Source organism: Polynucleobacter sp. HIN7, assembly GCF_030297595.1.
Lineage (GTDB): Bacteria > Pseudomonadota > Gammaproteobacteria > Burkholderiales > Burkholderiaceae > Polynucleobacter.
The window spans coordinates 1144676-1162412 of the sequence record NZ_AP028138.1 but is presented as its reverse complement, the minus strand read 5'-3'; the positions used below and the strand labels follow the sequence as shown (position 1 = coordinate 1162412).

General features: G+C 50.2%; 16 protein-coding genes. 14 read left to right on the top strand and 2 right to left on the bottom strand.

Annotated elements, in window-relative coordinates; translation table 11 throughout:
• The 11 genes from nuoG to QUE64_RS06045 all read left to right on the top strand — a co-directional run bounded on the left by nuoG (position 1) and on the right by QUE64_RS06045 (position 11738).
• Positions 1-2358: an NADH-quinone oxidoreductase subunit NuoG gene (nuoG, locus tag QUE64_RS06095; protein ID WP_286226186.1), complete on the top strand. Its 2358-nt coding sequence runs from the start codon at positions 1-3 to the stop codon at positions 2356-2358.
• A gap of 7 nt (positions 2359-2365) precedes the next feature.
• Positions 2366-3439, top strand: a complete 1074-nt coding sequence (gene nuoH / locus QUE64_RS06090; protein WP_286223199.1) for an NADH-quinone oxidoreductase subunit NuoH — start codon at positions 2366-2368, stop codon at positions 3437-3439.
• A gap of 5 nt (positions 3440-3444) precedes the next feature.
• Entirely contained in the window at positions 3445-3936 is a 492-nt protein-coding gene (gene nuoI / locus QUE64_RS06085) for an NADH-quinone oxidoreductase subunit NuoI (protein ID WP_286223198.1), read from the top strand.
• A gap of 7 nt (positions 3937-3943) precedes the next feature.
• Complete coding sequence (locus tag QUE64_RS06080) at positions 3944-4606, top strand: NADH-quinone oxidoreductase subunit J (RefSeq protein ID WP_286223197.1); 663 nt, start codon at positions 3944-3946, stop codon at positions 4604-4606.
• A complete protein-coding gene (gene nuoK / locus QUE64_RS06075; protein WP_108508726.1) occupies positions 4603-4911 on the top strand; it encodes an NADH-quinone oxidoreductase subunit NuoK in 309 nt (102 codons plus the stop codon). The genes QUE64_RS06080 and nuoK overlap by 4 nt, the downstream gene beginning before the upstream one ends.
• Positions 4912-4916: 5 nt before the next feature.
• On the top strand, positions 4917-6956 hold the full coding sequence (gene nuoL, locus QUE64_RS06070) for an NADH-quinone oxidoreductase subunit L (RefSeq protein WP_286224980.1): 2040 nt from the start codon (positions 4917-4919) through the stop codon (positions 6954-6956).
• A 12-nt stretch (positions 6957-6968) separates the two neighbouring features.
• On the top strand, positions 6969-8435 hold the full coding sequence (locus QUE64_RS06065; RefSeq protein WP_286224979.1) for an NADH-quinone oxidoreductase subunit M: 1467 nt from the start codon (positions 6969-6971) through the stop codon (positions 8433-8435).
• A gap of 13 nt (positions 8436-8448) precedes the next feature.
• Positions 8449-9939, top strand: coding sequence for an NADH-quinone oxidoreductase subunit NuoN (nuoN, locus tag QUE64_RS06060; RefSeq protein ID WP_286223194.1), 1491 nt, complete (start codon positions 8449-8451; stop codon positions 9937-9939).
• A 10-nt stretch (positions 9940-9949) separates the two neighbouring features.
• Complete coding sequence (locus tag QUE64_RS06055) at positions 9950-10528, top strand: NUDIX domain-containing protein (RefSeq protein WP_286223193.1); 579 nt, start codon at positions 9950-9952, stop codon at positions 10526-10528.
• A 75-nt stretch (positions 10529-10603) separates the two neighbouring features.
• Positions 10604-11074, top strand: coding sequence for a DUF1178 family protein (locus QUE64_RS06050; RefSeq protein WP_286224978.1), 471 nt, complete (start codon positions 10604-10606; stop codon positions 11072-11074).
• 34 nt (positions 11075-11108) lie between these two features.
• A complete protein-coding gene (locus QUE64_RS06045) occupies positions 11109-11738 on the top strand; it encodes a trimeric intracellular cation channel family protein (protein ID WP_286224977.1) in 630 nt (209 codons plus the stop codon).
• A 10-nt stretch (positions 11739-11748) separates the two neighbouring features.
• On the opposite strand, the gene QUE64_RS06040 is transcribed toward QUE64_RS06045, so the two are convergent.
• Entirely contained in the window at positions 11749-13269 is a 1521-nt protein-coding gene (locus tag QUE64_RS06040) for a CoA-acylating methylmalonate-semialdehyde dehydrogenase (RefSeq protein ID WP_286224976.1), read from the bottom strand.
• 145 nt (positions 13270-13414) lie between these two features.
• Here QUE64_RS06040 and QUE64_RS06035 point away from each other — a divergent pair, with 145 nt between their 5' ends.
• Positions 13415-14536, top strand: coding sequence for an NADH:flavin oxidoreductase/NADH oxidase (locus tag QUE64_RS06035; protein WP_286224975.1), 1122 nt, complete (start codon positions 13415-13417; stop codon positions 14534-14536).
• On the opposite strand, the gene QUE64_RS06030 is transcribed toward QUE64_RS06035, so the two are convergent.
• Positions 14533-15852, bottom strand: coding sequence for an amidase (locus QUE64_RS06030; RefSeq protein WP_286224974.1), 1320 nt, complete (start codon positions 15850-15852; stop codon positions 14533-14535). The two genes, QUE64_RS06035 and QUE64_RS06030, sit on opposite strands and share 4 nt — an antisense overlap.
• A gap of 90 nt (positions 15853-15942) precedes the next feature.
• Between QUE64_RS06030 and QUE64_RS06025 the strand changes: the two genes are divergently transcribed.
• Together QUE64_RS06025 and QUE64_RS06020 are read left to right on the top strand one after the other, a co-directional pair.
• A complete protein-coding gene (locus tag QUE64_RS06025) occupies positions 15943-16608 on the top strand; it encodes a SprT-like domain-containing protein (RefSeq protein WP_286224973.1) in 666 nt (221 codons plus the stop codon).
• A 52-nt stretch (positions 16609-16660) separates the two neighbouring features.
• Positions 16661-17734, top strand: coding sequence for a tartrate dehydrogenase (locus QUE64_RS06020; RefSeq protein WP_286224746.1), 1074 nt, complete (start codon positions 16661-16663; stop codon positions 17732-17734).
• Positions 17735-17737 lie beyond the last annotated feature (3 nt).

Below are 17737 nucleotides of genomic sequence, written 5' to 3'. Positions count from 1 at the left end.
ATGATTGAGATCCATGTTGACGGTAAGCCCGTCGAGGTACCGCAGGGCTCCATGGTGATGCATGCCACCAACAAGCTAGGCACTTACGTTCCTCATTTTTGCTATCACAAGAAGCTGAGCATCGCCGCAAACTGCCGGATGTGTTTGGTTGAAGTGGAGAAGGCGCCTAAGCCATTACCAGCATGTGCCACCCCCGTGATGGCGGGCATGAAAGTGTTTACTCATTCGGCGAAGGCTGTTGAGGCTCAAAAGTCGGTGATGGAGTTCTTGCTCATTAACCATCCCTTGGATTGCCCGATTTGCGATCAGGGTGGCGAATGCCAATTACAAGATTTGGCGGTTGGCTACGGTAAATCCAGTTCGCGCTATAAAGAAGAGAAGCGTGTGGTCTTCCATAAAAATGTTGGACCACTCATTTCCATGGAAGAGATGTCGCGTTGCATTCACTGCACCCGCTGTGTGCGCTTTGGCCAAGAGGTTGCTGGTGTCATGGAACTTGGCATGATCAATCGTGGTGAGCATTCGGAGATCACAACCTTTGTTGGTCAAACTGTGGATTCGGAGCTCTCGGGTAATATGATTGATATCTGCCCGGTGGGCGCCTTAACCAGTAAGCCATTTCGGTATGCCGCGCGCACCTGGGAGTTGGTCCGTAAGCGCTCGATCAGTCCGCATGATGCCGTGGGTGCCAACACTACCGTACAAACGAAGGCTAATCATGTGATGCGGGTTGTCGCACTCGAGAACGAGGCCATCAATGAGTGCTGGATTAGTGACCGTGATCGCTTTGCATATGAAGGCCTAAATAGCCCTGATCGTTTAACCACTCCGATGGTGAAACAAAATGGGCAGTGGTTAGAGACCGATTGGCAGTCTGCCCTTGATTACGTCGTGCACTCATTAAGTGATATTCAGAAGCAGCATGGTAGTCAGGCGTTAGCAGCATTGGCTCACCCCATCGCAAGCGCTGAAGAACTTTACCTCTTGCAAAAAGTGATGCGTGGTTTGGGAAGTCATCAAATTGAGACGCGCTTGCGCCAAACTGATACCCGTGGAGCAGCAACGCTACCCTGGTTGGGTATGCCAATTGCGAAGTTGAGTGAACTCAAGCGTGTCTTGGTGATTGGTAGTCATTTGCGTAAAGATCTGCCGCTGATTGCTGCTCGGATGCGCACGGCAAGCAAACAGGGCCTTAAGGTCTATCGACTCGATGCAGGCGGTAACGATTGGCTCATGCCGATTGCTGCGCATCTCAAATCGAAGCCCAGTCAATGGGTGGATCATTTGGGGCAAATTGCCCAAGCGATTGCGCAAGCAAAATCTTTACAGCCTCCAACTGGTCTCTCAGTGAAGAGCGTTTCTCGTGAAGCGCAAGCGATTGCAGATCAATTGCTCAGCAATGCCAAACTTGAGAGCCCTGAGCCACAGGCAATATTCTTGGGATCACTGGCGATTGCTCATCCCAACGCCTCTGATTTACATGTTCTTGCGGAGTTTATTGCCAAGCATACGGGATGCACCTTTGGGTTCTTGTGCGAAGGTGGTAATTCAGTGGGGGCGCAACTGGTGGGTGTTACCCAGGGTAATCAAGGCAGTGTTGATACCGTATTGCAAAGTAAGGCGCGCGCCTATGTGATGTTACACGTCGAGCCACTTCAGGATTTACCCAACCCACAACAAACCCGAGCTGCGTTACAAGGCGCCGATACCGTAATTGCGATGAGCGCCTACACGAGCCCCGATTTGCTTGAGTTAGCCGATGTGATTCTGCCAATCACTCCCTATACTGAAACCGTTGGAAGTTTTGTGAACATGGCGGGGCAGGTGCAAACCATTCAGCCTTCTGTTCGACCTTTGGCAGATGCTAGACCGGCATGGAAGGTGCTCCGTGCATTAGGAAGTCTCCTAAACCTCAATGGTTTTTTGTATAACCTCCCAGAAGAGGTATATGCCGATGCGTTTGCAAAGTCTGTAGAGAGCCAACTCAATAATTGTTTTACAGCTAACCCTGAGGTCCAACAACGCGTTCAGATTACCGCATCGCTCGAGCGCCTTGCCGATCAAGCGATTTATTCAAGTGATGCGATTGTGCGCCGAGCGCCTGCATTGCAACGCACCCGTGATGCAAAGGATGCCAATATGGTTGGAGTGGGGGAGACCCTTTGGGGGCAACTAGGTTTGCAGGCCGGTGATCGCGTGGCGCTTACCCAAGCTGGCCAGACGGTTGAAGTGGGCGTTCAATTACAACCCGACTTGGCCGACGGTGTAGTGCGCATTGCAACGGCAACGGAGCTGAGTGGTCATCTAGCCTCTATGTTTGGTGAAGTGGCTCTTTCTAAATTAACGGTGAGCGCTTAAGGTCGTTATGGGCAACTGGATCGATCTCATTACCAGCCACGGCGAACAACTGTTTGGTTCGTTCTGGCCTTTGGTTTGGAACTTAGCGAAGATCCTGATCATCGTATTACCCATCTTTGGTGCGGTCGCTTACCTTACTCTGTGGGAGCGTAAGCTGATTGGCTGGATGCACATTCGTTTGGGTCCAAATCGGGTTGGTCCCCTCGGTTTATTCCAGCCGATTGCGGATGCACTAAAGCTTTTGATGAAGGAGATCGTCTCTCCAACACGTGCCAGTCATACGCTCTACATCATTGCCCCTCTCATGGTGCTTACCCCGGCACTTGCTGCATGGGCAGTGGTGCCATTCCAGGCGGACTTAGTTCTAGCGGATGTAAATGCCGGTCTCTTATATGTGATGGCCATAACCTCGGTGGGTGTGTATGGCGTGATCTTGGCAGGGTGGGCCTCAAACTCGAAGTACCCATTCTTGGGAGCGATGCGTGCCTCTGCTCAAATGATCTCCTATGAGATTGCCATGGGCTTAGCCCTGGTGACCGTATTGATGGTGGCCGGCTCCTTAAATCTCAGTAATATCGTGCGCTCTCAAGAAGTTGGCATCTTTGCCGACATGGGCCTGAACTTCCTCTCGTGGAACTGGTTGCCCTTACTACCCATGTTTGTGATCTATTTCATCTCTGGAGTTGCGGAGACCAATCGTCACCCCTTTGATGTGGTGGAAGGTGAGTCAGAGATTGTTGCGGGTCATATGGTGGAGTACTCTGGCATGGCCTTTGCATTATTTTTCTTGGCCGAATACGCCAATATGATCTTGATTGCCGCCTTAACGTCGATTATGTTCTTGGGTGGTTGGTTACCAATCCTTGATTTACCTATCTTGCGCGATATTCCAGGATTTTTCTGGTTATTTGCCAAGATCTTTTTTGTGCTCTCGTGCTTTATTTGGTTACGGGCTTCATTGCCACGGTATCGCTATGACCAAATTATGCGTTTGGGTTGGAAGGTATTTATTCCGTTAACCGTGGTTTGGGTATTGTTGGTTGGGGCTTGGATTTTGTCCCCCTGGAACATTTGGAGCTAATCACTATGTTCAAGCGCGCCTCTCAGTTTCTCAATAGCTTAATGCTCAAAGATGTTCTTAAAGGAATGTCGATTACTGGGCGTTATTTATTTAAACCTAAAATTACGGTTCAGTATCCGGAAGAAAAGACGCCACTCTCACCACGTTTTCGGGGCTTACATGCGCTGCGTCGCTATCCGAATGGGGAAGAGCGCTGCATTGCGTGCAAACTGTGTGAGGCCGTTTGCCCAGCTCTGGCAATCTCGATTGAGTCTGATCAGCGTGAGGATGGTACCCGCAGAACAACACGCTATGACATTGACCTCACCAAATGCATTTTCTGTGGCTATTGTGAAGAGGCTTGCCCTGTGGATGCCATTGTGGAAACCAATATTTTTGAGTATTTCGGGGATAAGCGCGGTGATCTGTATTTCACCAAAGAGATGTTGCTAGCAGTCGGTGATGAATACGAAAAGCAAATTGCCGCTAACCGAGAGGCAGACGCACCTTACCGTTGATTGATTTATGACCCTCGACCCGAATTTAATCTTCTCAGTCTTTTTCTACGCCTTTGCGGCGCTCTTGGTGATTTCCGCATTACGGGTCATTACGGTTCCCAATCCTGTGCATGCCGCCTTGTTCTTGGTTTTGGCGTTCTTTAGTGCCTCAGGTATTTGGATGTTGCTCAAGGCCGAGTTCTTAAGCTTGATCCTGATCCTAGTCTATGTGGGCGCGGTGATGGTGCTGTTCTTATTCGTGGTGATGATGCTCGATTTGGATCTTGCGCATCTCCGACGCGATTTCAAGAAGTATCTACCACTCGCCATGCTAATTGGTGTGGTCATTATCTTGCAACTCTCGATCGTGTTAATCCGCGGCTTTATTGGTACTACCGCGCCAGTGAATGTCTTGCCCGATGTAGTGGCAGCAAATAATACCCAAGCCCTTGGTTATTTAATGTTTACCGAGTACATCTATGCTTTTGAGGTTGCCGGTATTGTTTTATTGGTTGCCATCATCGCAGCTGTTGCTCTTACCTTGCGCAAACGCAAGGATGTGAAGGGTCAAAATATTGCTGAGCAGGTTGCGGTCTCCGCTAAGGATCGGATGCGGATTGTCTCGATGGATGCTGAGCGTGATGCTAAGCAAGACCTAAAGTCTCGAACCAACTCAGGTGACCCAGCATGACCATCACCCTTGCACATTATTTAGTCCTTGGCGCTATTCTGTTTGCAATTAGCGTCGTCGGTATCTTCCTAAATCGGCGTAACGTGATCATCCTCTTGATGGCGATTGAGCTCATGTTGCTTGCCGTCAATATGAACTTTGTGGCGTTCTCTCATTACTTAGGTGATATGGCCGGTCAGGTATTTGTATTTTTCATACTGACCGTAGCCGCTGCGGAGGCTGCAATTGGTTTGGCGATCTTGGTGGTGCTATTCCGTAAGGTCGACACGATTAATACCGAAGACCTTGATCATCTCAAAGGCTAGTTGACATGACCACTGCTTTAACAACAGCCCATCTCTGCGCGATTCCGCTAGCACCGCTGGTGGGAGCAGCGTTTGCAGGACTATTAGGCACCAAGTTCTTTGGCAATCGGATTGGTCAAGTGGCATCCCAATCGATCACCATCTTGGGAGTCGCCATTTCCTTTTTGCTGTCGTGCTGGGTTTTATATGAGGTGATGAACGGCTATTACTTCGATGGTAGCGTCTACACCTGGATGAAGATTGGGGAGTTGAGTTTTGATATTGGTTTTCTGATTGATCCATTGACCGCCGTGATGATGGTGGTGGTGACCTTTGTCTCTCTGATGGTTCACATCTACACCATCGGCTATATGGCAGGTGAGGAGGGCTATAACCGTTTCTTCGCTTATATCTCCTTATTCACCTTTGCGATGCTGATGCTTGTTATGAGCAATAACATGCTGCAGCTGTTCTTTGGCTGGGAGGCGGTTGGCGTTGTTTCGTATCTGTTGATCGGTTTCTATTACGATCGGCCCACCGCAATTTTTGCCAACATGAAGGCCTTCTTGGTCAACCGGGTGGGCGACTTTGGCTTCATCTTGGGGATTGGTCTATTGCTCGCGGCTACTGGCTCGATGAACTATGCGGACATCTTTGCCCAAAATACCGTCATGGCTGCGCAAACTGTGCCAGGAACGGATTGGAATTTAATCACGGTTGCCTGCATTTGCCTCTTCATTGGTGCGATGGGTAAGTCCGCTCAGTTCCCATTGCATGTCTGGTTACCGGACTCAATGGAAGGTCCAACCCCCATTTCTGCCTTGATTCATGCGGCGACGATGGTGACCGCAGGTATTTTTATGGTGACCCGTATGTCGCCATTATTTGAGCTCTCCGATGTTGCCCTGAGCTTCATTCTGGTCATGGGCTCAATTACCGCGCTCTTTATGGGATTCTTAGGAATCGTGCAAACCGATATCAAGCGCGTGGTGGCGTATTCAACGCTCTCGCAATTGGGCTATATGACCGTTGCGCTCGGCGTCTCTGCCTATCCAATTGCTATCTTCCATTTAATGACCCATGCCTTCTTTAAGGCTTTGCTGTTCTTAGGAGCGGGTAGTGTGATCATTGGAATGCATCACGAGCAGGACATGCGCAAGATGGGCGGCCTCTGGAAATACATGCCAATTACCTGTTTGATGATGTTAATTGGTTCATTAGCATTGATTGGCACACCATTCTTCTCGGGCTTTTACTCCAAAGACTCGATTATTGAGGCGGTGGCGGCGAGCACCATACCTGGATCGGGCTTTGCATACTTTGCGGTGATGGCGAGCGTCTTTGTGACCGCCTTGTATTCATTCCGCCTCTACTTCTATGTATTCCACGGCAAGGAGCGTTTTGGTCATGATCATGACCATCACCATTCGCATGATGCGCACGATGAGCATCATGGGCTCGCGCCAGGGGAGAAGCCGCATGAGTCACCTTGGGTGATCACCTTGCCGTTGATTGCATTGGCAATTCCTTCGGTGATTATTGGTTACTACACGATTGACCCGATGTTGTTTGGTAGTTTCTTTGGTGATGCGATCTATATTGATGAGGCTAAGCATCCTGCACTCGCAACCTTTGCATCCCATTTCCATGGCCCAGTGGCGATGGCCTTGCATGGCTTTACCACCCCCGTGTTTATTCTGTTGATCCTGGGTGTATTGGTGGCTGCCATTTGCTACCTGTGGGCCACATCCTTGCCCGAGAAAATCGCGAAGACCTTTGCTCCAATCAAGACCTTATTGGATAACAAGTATTACCTCGATGATTTGAACCAGTGGATTTTTGCAAAGGGCGCACTACTCATTGGCGGCGGCTTATGGAAGCAGGGCGATCAACGTGTGATTGACGGTTTTGTGGTCAACGGCAGTGCTCATTTAGTTGGTAAGTTCTCTGGGGTGATCCGTCATTTGCAGTCGGGTTATCTGTATCACTATGCCTTTGCCATGATCGTCGGCTTGATTGGCTTAATGGCCTGGATTTTGTATACCCATATTTATATTGCTTACTAAGTACACCTGGTCATGATTCTTTCTTACGCGATTTGGATTCCGATTGTTTTTGGCCTGATGATTTTGGTCTATGGCTCTGAGCGTCCATCCGCTGGCGTGAAGTATTTGGCCTTGTTTGGGGCTATTTTGGGCTTTATTGCCACCTTACCCCTAATCGCCAACTTTGATATCGCCAATGCTGGCATGCAGTTTGTGGAAAAGCATAGCTGGATTCCACGCTACGACATTAACTATCACCTTGGTGTGGATGGTATTTCGGTATGGTTTGTGGTGTTGACCGCCTTTATCAATATTTTTGTCGTGATCGCTGCTTGGGAGGTGATTACCGAGAAGGCCTCGCAATACTATGCCGCATTCATGATTTTGTCGGGACTCATGATTGGGGTGTTCTCAGCGCTTGACGGCCTACTGTTTTATATCTTCTTTGAGGCAACGCTCATCCCAATGTACATCATCATCGGGGTATGGGGTGGACAAAACCGTATCTATGCGGCATTTAAGTTCTTCCTCTACACCCTGTTGGGATCGTTGCTGGCTCTCGTTGCTATTTTGTATCTCTACAACCTAACCAATACCTTTGACTTGCTGACCTGGCACCGGGCGAAGTTGGATATTGTGGAGCAGGTACTCATCTTTATTGCCTTCTTCATGGCCTTTGCCGTGAAGGTGCCAATGTGGCCTTTGCATACTTGGTTGCCCGATGTTCACGTGGAGGCCCCAACCGGTGGCTCAGTGGTACTGGCAGCCATTATGTTGAAGCTTGGTGCTTATGGATTCTTGCGTTTCTCGTTGCCGATTGCGCCAGATGCCAGCATCCTTTTAGGACCGATCATTATTTTCTTATCGCTTGTTGCAGTGATCTACGTTGGTTTAGTGGCGCTGGTTCAGCAGGATATGAAAAAGTTGGTGGCGTACTCGTCGATTGCGCACATGGGTTTTGTGACCCTAGGATTTTTCGTCTTCAGTCCTCTTGGTATTGAGGGCGGCATTGTTCAGATGATCTCGCATGGATTTGTATCGGGCGCGATGTTCTTGGCCATTGGTGTTTTATACGACCGTATGCACACCCGCAAGATTGCTGATTACGGTGGTGTGGTGCATCGCATGCCAAAGTTCTCGGCATTTATGGTGCTCATGGCAATGGCTAACTGCGGCTTACCAGCCACCTCGGGTTTTGTGGGGGAGTTTATGGTGATCCTGGCTGCCGTTGATTATGACTTTATGATTGGCCTCTTGTCAGCGACCGCATTAATCCTTGGCGCTGCCTATTCCTTATGGATGGTCAAGCGCGTGATCTTTGGTGCGATCACCAATCCAGAGGTCGAGAAGCTTGAGGATCTCAATGGTCGCGAGTTCTTTATGTTCATCGTTCTGTCGCTCTGCGTGATTGGCATGGGCGTGTATCCCAAACCCTTTACCGACATTATTCATCCGGCAGTGATGCAGTTGCTTGAACATGTCGCGATTAGCAAACTCTAATTAAGGTTATTGCATGGATACTTTTGATCTAATTGCCATCGCTCCAGAAATTGTTCTGGCTTTTGTGGCCAGTGATTTGCTGTTGACTAGTGCCTTTATTAAAGAGAAGAAGGATCATGTCGCGAGTGATGTTTTTCACACTCCACGGGCAGCATCTTTTGTCTATTTCTGTTCCTGCTTACTTTTAATTGGTTTGGGTGTGGTGTTTTTGAGCAGAATGGTTGATTTGCCATACCTTGCCATGGCCGGTCTGTTCCAGTCCGATCCGATTGCCAATTTACTGAAAGCAGGGTGCTGCTTTGCGCTACTGGTTAGCCTGATTTACTCCAAGCAGTATTTGATTGATCGGGGCCTCTTCCGGCCTGATTTCTTGGTCCTCACCTTATTTGCTTTATTGGGACAATTGGTCTTAATCTCGGCATCCAACCTCATCACCTTGTACCTTGGTCTTGAGTTGATGGCTCTGTCAACCTACGGCTTGGTGGCAATGCGCCATTCCAGCGGCCTTTCCTCTGAAGCGGCGATCAAGTACTTTGTACTGGGCGCCTTAGCATCGGGATTTTTGCTCTACGGTATGTCGATGATCTACGGTGTGACCGGATCCTTAGATCTTCTAGAGATCTTGCGCTCCCTCCTCGATCCCCGTATTAATCACCTCATCATGGCGTTTGGTCTGGTCTTTATTGTGGCTGGCGTTGCCTTTAAGTTTGGCGTGGTGCCATTTCATATGTGGGTACCGGATGTTTATCAGGGTGCTCCGACCGCGGTCACCTTATTGATTGCAGCAGCTCCTAAGCTTGCTGCCTTTGCTCTCCTGTTCCGTCTGCTGATCAATACCTTATTACCCCTGATCTCCGATTGGCAGCCGATGCTGATGATTCTTGCGGTTCTGTCCTTAGTGATTGGTAATATCACGGCGATCGCCCAAACTAATATCAAGCGGATGTTGGCTTACTCAGCAATTGCGCAAATGGGATTTGTGCTGCTTGGCATGCTTTCGATCTTTGATGATCACGCCTTTAGTGCCTCGATGTTCTACGTGATTGCGTATGTGATCACTACTTTGGGCACCTTCGGTTTGCTGATGGTCTTATCACGCAAGGGCTACGATTGCGACACCTTGGATGGCTTAAAGGGTCTCAATCGCAAGCACCCATGGTATGCCTTCATTGGTCTCATCATGATGTTCTCCCTAGCTGGAGTGCCCCCCACCTTGGGTTTTGCCGCCAAGCTTTCTGTTTTGGAAGCATTGGTTGACGCTGATTACATCGCTTTGGCTGTGATTGCGGTGATCGCATCGCTGATTGGTGCTTTCTACTACTTGCGCGTAGTGAAGGTGATGTATTTTGATGAACCCAGCCATGAGCATTCGGTGACTGGTTCAGGAATTGCAAAAGGGGTGTTGGGTCTCAATGGCTTGATGGTTCTCCTGTTGGGTGTATTCCCAGCAGGTCTGATGGCCCTATGCCTCAATATCATGCGCAACACTCTCATCGGTTCTTAATTGTTTGGGTATGAGCGAGAAATCGTTTCAAGATCTCGCGCATACCGATGATCATTTAGTCGAGAAGCGCGTATCGGGTGAGGATGTCTACACTGGCATCTTTTTAAAGATGAAACGCGATACGGTGCTGCTGCCTGACGGGCAGCGAGCCTTGCGTGAGTATCTGGAACATCCGGGCGCGGTTGCCATTTTGCCGATCTTAGACGACGGGCGTGTGATTGTAGAGCGTCAATACCGTTACCCCATCGAGCAAGCCGTGATTGAGATTCCGGCGGGTAAGCTTAATGTAGGGGAGGACCCCTTACTCTGTGCGCAGCGGGAGTTACAAGAAGAGACCGGCTACCTTGCTAAGCGGTGGAGCAAGATTCGGCGGATTCATCCAGTGATTTCCTATTCCACCGAATTCATCGATATTTACCTGGCAGAGGGTTTAACCGCCGGCCCAGCGCGTCTGGATGCCGAAGAGTTTTTGGATGTCTTTGCTGCGCCCCTTGAGGAGTTGATTGAGTGGGTTGAGAACGGCACGATTACGGATGTGAAGACCATCATTTCGCTGTATTGGCTTGATCGCCAACGGCGACTGCGTTAAGGGCTTAAAATGGCAATATCGACAAATATGTCAGATTGCTATTGATTATCCAACCACCATCCCCATCTGTTCTTCATGAAAGTCTATAACTTAGCGTGCGATCTCGATCATCATTTTGAGGGGTGGTTTGCCTCAGAGGATGACTTTTTGTCGCAACAAGCCAATGGTACATTGTGCTGCCCGGTCTGCGACAGTGCGCATGTCAGCCGCTTACCATCAGCCCCTCGTATTGGCGGTAAGGTCAGTACAGAAGAGCCAGTGGCCGCTGAACCAAGTCAAAGTATTGCCTTATCGAATGCCGATCACGGACAGCTCGAGCGTCAGATTCAGGCGACGTTCATGAAAGCCATGCGGGAGTTGGTTGGTAAGTCGGAGGATGTGGGTGCAGCTTTTGCCGAGGAGGCCAGGAAGATTCATTACAAAGAGTCGCCCGAGCGCAGCATCCGGGGGCAGACCAGTGCCGATGAAGTGATGGCATTACGCGAAGAGGGAATTGATGTCCTTGCACTCCCTGAAATGCCGGTCCTCAAAAATACTTTGCAATAATTACCCCTTCTTCACAATCGATTAAAAGGGCTCCATGGAAGAGCTAGGTTTTTGGGTAGGCATTATTGCTTCCGCAGCCTTTGCGGTTACCGGCGTTTTAGCAATTTCTGATCGAGGCGTGGATCTCTTTGGCGTTTTGGTGCTTGGCATCATCACTGCGATTGGTGGCGGCACGATTCGGGATGTGATTTTGGGAGTGCCCGTGTTTTGGGCAGATGCCCCCATCTATATTCTGGTGGCAGCGATTGCCAGCATCATTACCTTCTACGCAGAATCCACTTTATCTCAGCCTCAACTGTACAAGGCCATTCTTTACATCGACGGCTTAGGAGCGGCTCTGTTTGGTATCCAAGGCGCCGATAAGGCTTGGCATTATGACTTTGGTGGATCGGCAGCAGCGATCATTCTAGGCGTGGTCACCGCGATTGGTGGGGGACTCATTCGCGATGTATTAGCAGGACGCAAAACCTTATTGATGTCCTATGAGCTCTATGCGATCCCCGTATCACTCGGTTGCATGCTTTATGTCTTGCTCTTGAACTACTTTCCGGAGCATGCGATCGTCGGATCGATTGCCTGCATCGTACTGATCTTTGCCTTTCGCTCGGCTGCGATCTACTGGAACCTGAAGGTTCCAGTAATGTTCATCTCACGCAAGAAGTAAACGGCTCGTTTTATTTGGAGGTGGGCATGACAAACTCTGCCCCCTTGGAGATGCTCTCTGGCCAGCGTTGCATGACACTCTTTTGCTTGGTGTAAAAACGTACACCTTCTTTGCCATACGCATGGGTATCACCAAATAAGGAGCGCTTCCAACCGCCAAAACCATGCCAAGCCATTGGTACTGGAATAGGCACATTAATCCCCACCATACCAACCTGAACGCGCCGTGCAAATTCTCGGGCGATGTTGCCGTCGCTAGTAAAGCAGGCTACGCCATTGCCATATTCATGGGCATTGACCAGCTCAAGAGCCTCACTAAAGTTGGCGACTCGGACGCATGATAGGACGGGACCAAAGATTTCTTCTTTGTAAATGGTCATGTCTGGGGTGACCTGATCAAAGAGGGTGCCGCCTAACCAGAACCCATTCTCAAAACCGGGAACTTTGAGCCCACGGCCATCGACTAATAGTTTTGCGCCACCACTGACGCCCTGATCGATATAGCCAGTAATGCGCTCGAGCGCAGCTTTGGTCACAATGGGACCCATTTCAGCATCGAGCTCAAGCCCATTTTTTACCTTGAGGGTCTTGGTGCGCTCAATCAGTTTGGGCATGACTTTCTCAGCCGCGTCTCCAACGAGCACGGCAACCGAGATCGCCATGCAGCGCTCACCCGCGGATCCGTATGCAGCGCCAACTAAGGCATCAACGGCTTTATCAATATCCGCATCGGGCATCACCACCATATGGTTCTTGGCACCACCGAGGGCCTGAACGCGTTTACCAAAGTGCGCACCGCGCTCGTAAATGTAATTAGCAATCGGTGTGGAGCCCACAAAACTCACAGCACGGACATCGGGATTTTCTAAGAGAGCATCAACCGCCTCTTTATCACCTTGCACGACATTAAATACGCCATCGGGGAGGCCCGCCTCTTTTAGGAGACGCGCTAAGAGTAAGGATGCCGATGGGTCGGTTGGACTCGGTTTGAGAATAAAGGTGTTACCGCAGGCAATTGCGACGGGGAACATCCACATTGGTACCATCACCGGAAAATTAAAGGGGGTGATACCTGCAACCACACCTAAGGGTTGGCGCATCACCCAGTTATCAATGTCGGTTGAGACCTGCTCGGTGTAATCGCCTTTGAGGAGTTCGGGAATGGCGGTAGCAAATTCCAGAATCTCAATTCCACGGGTCACTTCACCTTGGGCATCAGTGAACACTTTGCCATGCTCAGAAGTAATGATGGCAGCCAGTTCATCGCGATGACGATTTAAGAGCTCTAAGTATTTAAACAAGATGCGCGCGCGCCGCAGTGGGGAGGTATTGGCCCAGGCTGGGAAGGCGGCTTGTGCAGAAGCCACCGCTTGATTGACATCGGCTTTGCTGGCCAATGCCACGCGACGCGAGATGCTCCCTGTGGCGGGGTTATAAACATCGGCAAAGCGACTGCCTTGGGGCAAGACCATTTGGCCACCAATGTAATGAGCAATATCTTCTTTAATTTCAAAGGCTTGAGGAGCGTTCATGGTATTGGTGTCTCGTAGGTTGGGTGCTTGGCAATCAAAATCTCGCCAATGCATTGGTTATCAAAGCTATTGGTATCATTTTAATCGTTTCAGGTAAGTCCGTTTGCGGACCATTCTTTCATCTCAATCTCACAATCACCAATCCATGAGCCTCTTGTTTTCTTCGTACTCCCTTCCAGCCCCCAAAGGATCTCTTACGCTATCCAATCGGGTGGTGGTGGCACCAATGTGCCAATACTCCGCGCATGAGGGTCAGGCAACCGATTGGCATCTGATGCACTGGGGCAATTTACTCAATAGTGGTGCCGGACTTTTTATTATCGAGGCCACGGCAGTGAGTCCCGAAGGCAGAATCACCCCATATTGTCTGGGATTGTGGGATCAGGCAACCCAAAGCGCACTACACAGCACCTTAGAGCGCGCCAAACAATTAGCGCCGAAGACCCCGGTTTTTATTCAATTGGCACATGCTGGGCGCAAGGCATCGAGTGCGCCACCATGGCAGGGCGGTCAACTATTACCGATCACTCAAGGTGGTTGGGAAACCCAAGGGCCCTCAGATATTCCGCAATTGGAGGGCGAGCGACCGCCGCATGCTTTGAGTGTGGAGGAGATTCATCAAATCATTCATGAGTTTGTGATTGCTGCCAAACGTGCAGAAGAAATCGGTATCGATGGTATTGAGCTGCATGCTGCTCACGGATATTTACTCCATCAATTTCTATCGCCGATTGCCAATCAACGAAATGACCAATACGGCGGTTCGCTTGAGAACCGAATGCGTTTTGCCTTGGAATTATTTTCAGCAGTGCGCGCTCAGTGGCAGGGCGTATTGGGAGTGCGTCTGTCCGCGAGCGATTGGATCGAGGGCGGCTGGTCGCTTGATGAGTCCATCGAGCTTACAAACCAACTGAAGGCATTGGGCTGCGATTACATTCACGTCTCATCCGGAGGAATTTCTCCGAAGCAGCAAATTAAGTTAGGCCCAAACTATCAAGTGCCCTTTGCGAAAGCAATTAAAGCAGCAACCGGAATGGCTACGATAGCCGTTGGGCTCATTACCGATCCAAAGCAAGCTGAGGCAATCCTTGAAAACCAAGAAGCTGATTTGATTGCATTGGCACGCGCATTTTTGTACAAGCCCCGTTGGGCATGGGAAGCAGCGGCGATCTTAGGAGGGCAAGTGAGTGCGAGTCCACAGTACTGGCGCTGCTTACCTCGTGAGGCGCAGAGCGTCTTTGTCGAATCAAAAATGGGTCAGCGCTAGACTTGATTTAGCGCAATTGGATCGGAGAGTTGTTGAGCGAGGGTGCTTGCTGCACTGAGTAGCAGGCGATCTTGTCCAGGCCCCGCAACTAATGTCACCCCAACGGGCAAACCATTGGGCCCCGCGGTCACGGTTAAATTAATGCACGGTAAGCCCAGCAGTGTCCAGCCGCGACTAAAGACTGGATCGCCCGTTTCTTCTAATGTCTTAGGCGCCTCACCGGTTGCACTGGGCGCAATGATTAGATCAATGTCATTTGAAAAGAATTGGGTGATCGTAGTGCGAGCGCGACGGGCTTTGAGAAGGGCATCGCTGTAATGATGGTAATGAATGGCATCGCCACGTTCAATAATCGCTTTAAGGGTTGGGCTGATTTGATCAAAGTGGTTGAGCTTTTCAAAGGTAAAACTTTTGGCCATCTCAAACAGCATAATCTTGGTTTGGGTCTCACTGAGCTTGGCGCAATCTGCAGGTAAGGTGATCTCCTCAACGCCCCCTTTAGCAAACACCTTCGCTGCAAAGCCGGCTAGCGAGAGGGCAGCTGCGGTTTCAGGTTGGGCAAGAGCAAAATCATCGGTCTTGCAAATCCCAACGCGGATTTTGGACTCTAAGGGAGCAATATTCATAAGATCATGATCTGCCGACATCGCAGCAACGCCCAAGGCTACATCCGATACGGTGCGACCAAACACACCCAGTGTATCGAGAGATACCGATAGGCTCTTGACCCCACCAATACTAATCTTGCCGTAACTGGGTTTATAGCCAACCACCCCACAGTAACTCGCCGGCCGAATAATCGAGGCAGCGGTTTGGCTGCCCGTTGCAAGAGGGACCATGCAATCCGCAACCGCCGCAGCAGAGCCGCTGGAAGATCCACCGGGAGTGTGATTAAGATTACGTGGATTGCGGGTTGGTCCCGGTTTGAAGCTGGCAAACTCGGTGGTGACTGTTTTACCCAGCACAATCGCGCCAGCCTCACGCATCAGTGATACCGAAACTGCATCGCAAACCGGATGATTATTGCCATAGATCGGTGAGCCGTAATTGGTTGGCAAATCGTGTGTATCAAATAGATCCTTCACGCCAATGGGTAGGCCATGCAAGATTCCTTGGATTGGACCGCGATCGAGGGCGCGAGCTTGGGTTTGAGCGTGCACCTTGGCAAAGCTGACCCAAGCATGCACCTCAGGCTCGCGCATGCCAATTTGATTTAAGCAATCATTGAGCAGATCCTCGGCCTTGATCTCGCGTTGAGCGAGCGCTTTCGCGGCTTGGGTGGCGCTAAGGTTAGCTAGATTTTTAAAGGATGTCATCGTTTTGGCTTAAATGCGTTTATGCTCGTGGTTTCGTTGCTTGACCCTTTTAGAATACCCCAATTTACCCCAAGATTTCCCACTATTTGTATGACTCAAAGTAATTCCTCTCACAGCACTCGCGAAGCCTGGCTACAAGATGGCGTGCGTCATTTGGAAGCAATTTTTGCGAAGGCTGGCTATGTGATTCCGCCGGTGCGGGTCTCCTGTGGCTTTCCGGCGTCGAGTAGCCCACGAACCACCCTAGGGCAGTGCTGGCCGCGCGAGCGCTCAGGCGGGGGTGTGAATGAGATCTTTATCTCACCAAAATTGGATGATCCAGTTACGCTTCTCGATACGCTCTTGCATGAGCTCTGCCATGCAGTCGATGATTGTCATAGCGGTCATGGTGAGGATTTCAAGGGGATTTGCCAAGCCGTTGGTTTAGAGGGGCCCGCGCGCATGGCGCATGCATCCGAAGAACTGCAGGTACGCCTAATGACCATCAGTCAAAAGTTAGGCCCTTACCCTCATCAAGCAATTGTGTTTCCCCCGCCACGAGCAAGTAATCTCAGTCGCAATAAAGCGAAGTGTCCCCAATGTGGTTACGAGGTAACACTCTTAAAGCGTTGGGCAAGTTATGGCGCACCCATTTGTCCAAAAGATAACTTGCGTATGGAAGAGCTCGCATTATCGATCCCCGCAGCCGAGACCGACGAGGAAGCCAAGGAAAAAGAGCGTCAGGCCGAACGTGAAATCCGCCGCGCCATCAGCTAGTAAAATCGATCTTTTAATCCATGAGACATGATTTATGAACACCAAAAAGAAAATAACGAACCCTAAGATTGCTGTGATTCCTGGTGACGGGATTGGTAAAGAGGTGATGCCGGAGGGCGTACGCGCTCTAGAAGCGGCTGCTAAAAAGTTTGGTATTCAATTTCAGTTTGACCACTTTGATTTCGCCAGTTGCGATTACTACCAACAGCACGGCAAGATGATGCCGGACAACTGGTTTGACACCCTCATGAAGTACGATGCGATCTTCTTTGGCGCGGTTGGTATGCCCAATATCTTGCCGGACCATCTATCTTTATGGGGCAGCTTGATCCAGTTCCGTCGTGGCTTTGATCAATACGTCAATCTGCGCCCAGTGCGTTTATTGCCAGGTGTGCCTTGTCCACTAGCAAACCGCAAACCAGGTGATATTGATTTCTTTGTGGTGCGCGAGAACACCGAAGGAGAGTACTCAGCGGTTGGTGGCAAGATGTTTGCTGATACCGAGCGTGAGATTGTGGTTCAAGAGTCGGTATTCTCACGCCATGGCGTCGATCGAATTCTGAAGTTTGCCTTTGATCTCGCTCAAAGTCGCCCCAAGAAACATTTGACCTCGGCAACCAAATCCAATGGCATTGCGATCACGATGCCATATTGGGATGAGCGGGTCGAGGCAATGGCGAAGAACTATGCTGATGTGCGAACGGACAAGTATCACATCGATATCTTGACCGCTCAGTTCGTGATGAACCCGGATCGCTTCGATGTCGTGGTTGCCTCAAATTTATTTGGTGACATCCTCTCTGATTTGGGTCCGGCCTGCACCGGCACGATTGCGGTCGCACCGTCGGCCAGTATTAACCCAGAAGGGAAGTTCCCGTCGCTTTTTGAGCCCGTGCATGGTTCAGCCCCTGATATTTATGGCAAGAACATTGCCAATCCAATTGGTCAAATTTGGAGTGGAGCACTCATGCTCGATCACTTAGGCTATCCAGAAGCAGGGGCGCAAGTATTTGCAGCGATTGAGTCCGTGCTGTCAGCCGGACCTGCTCACGCACCACTCACACCAGACATTGGGGGCAAGGCGAGTACCCAAGATTTGGGTAAAGCGATTGCTGCAGCGATCTAGAGT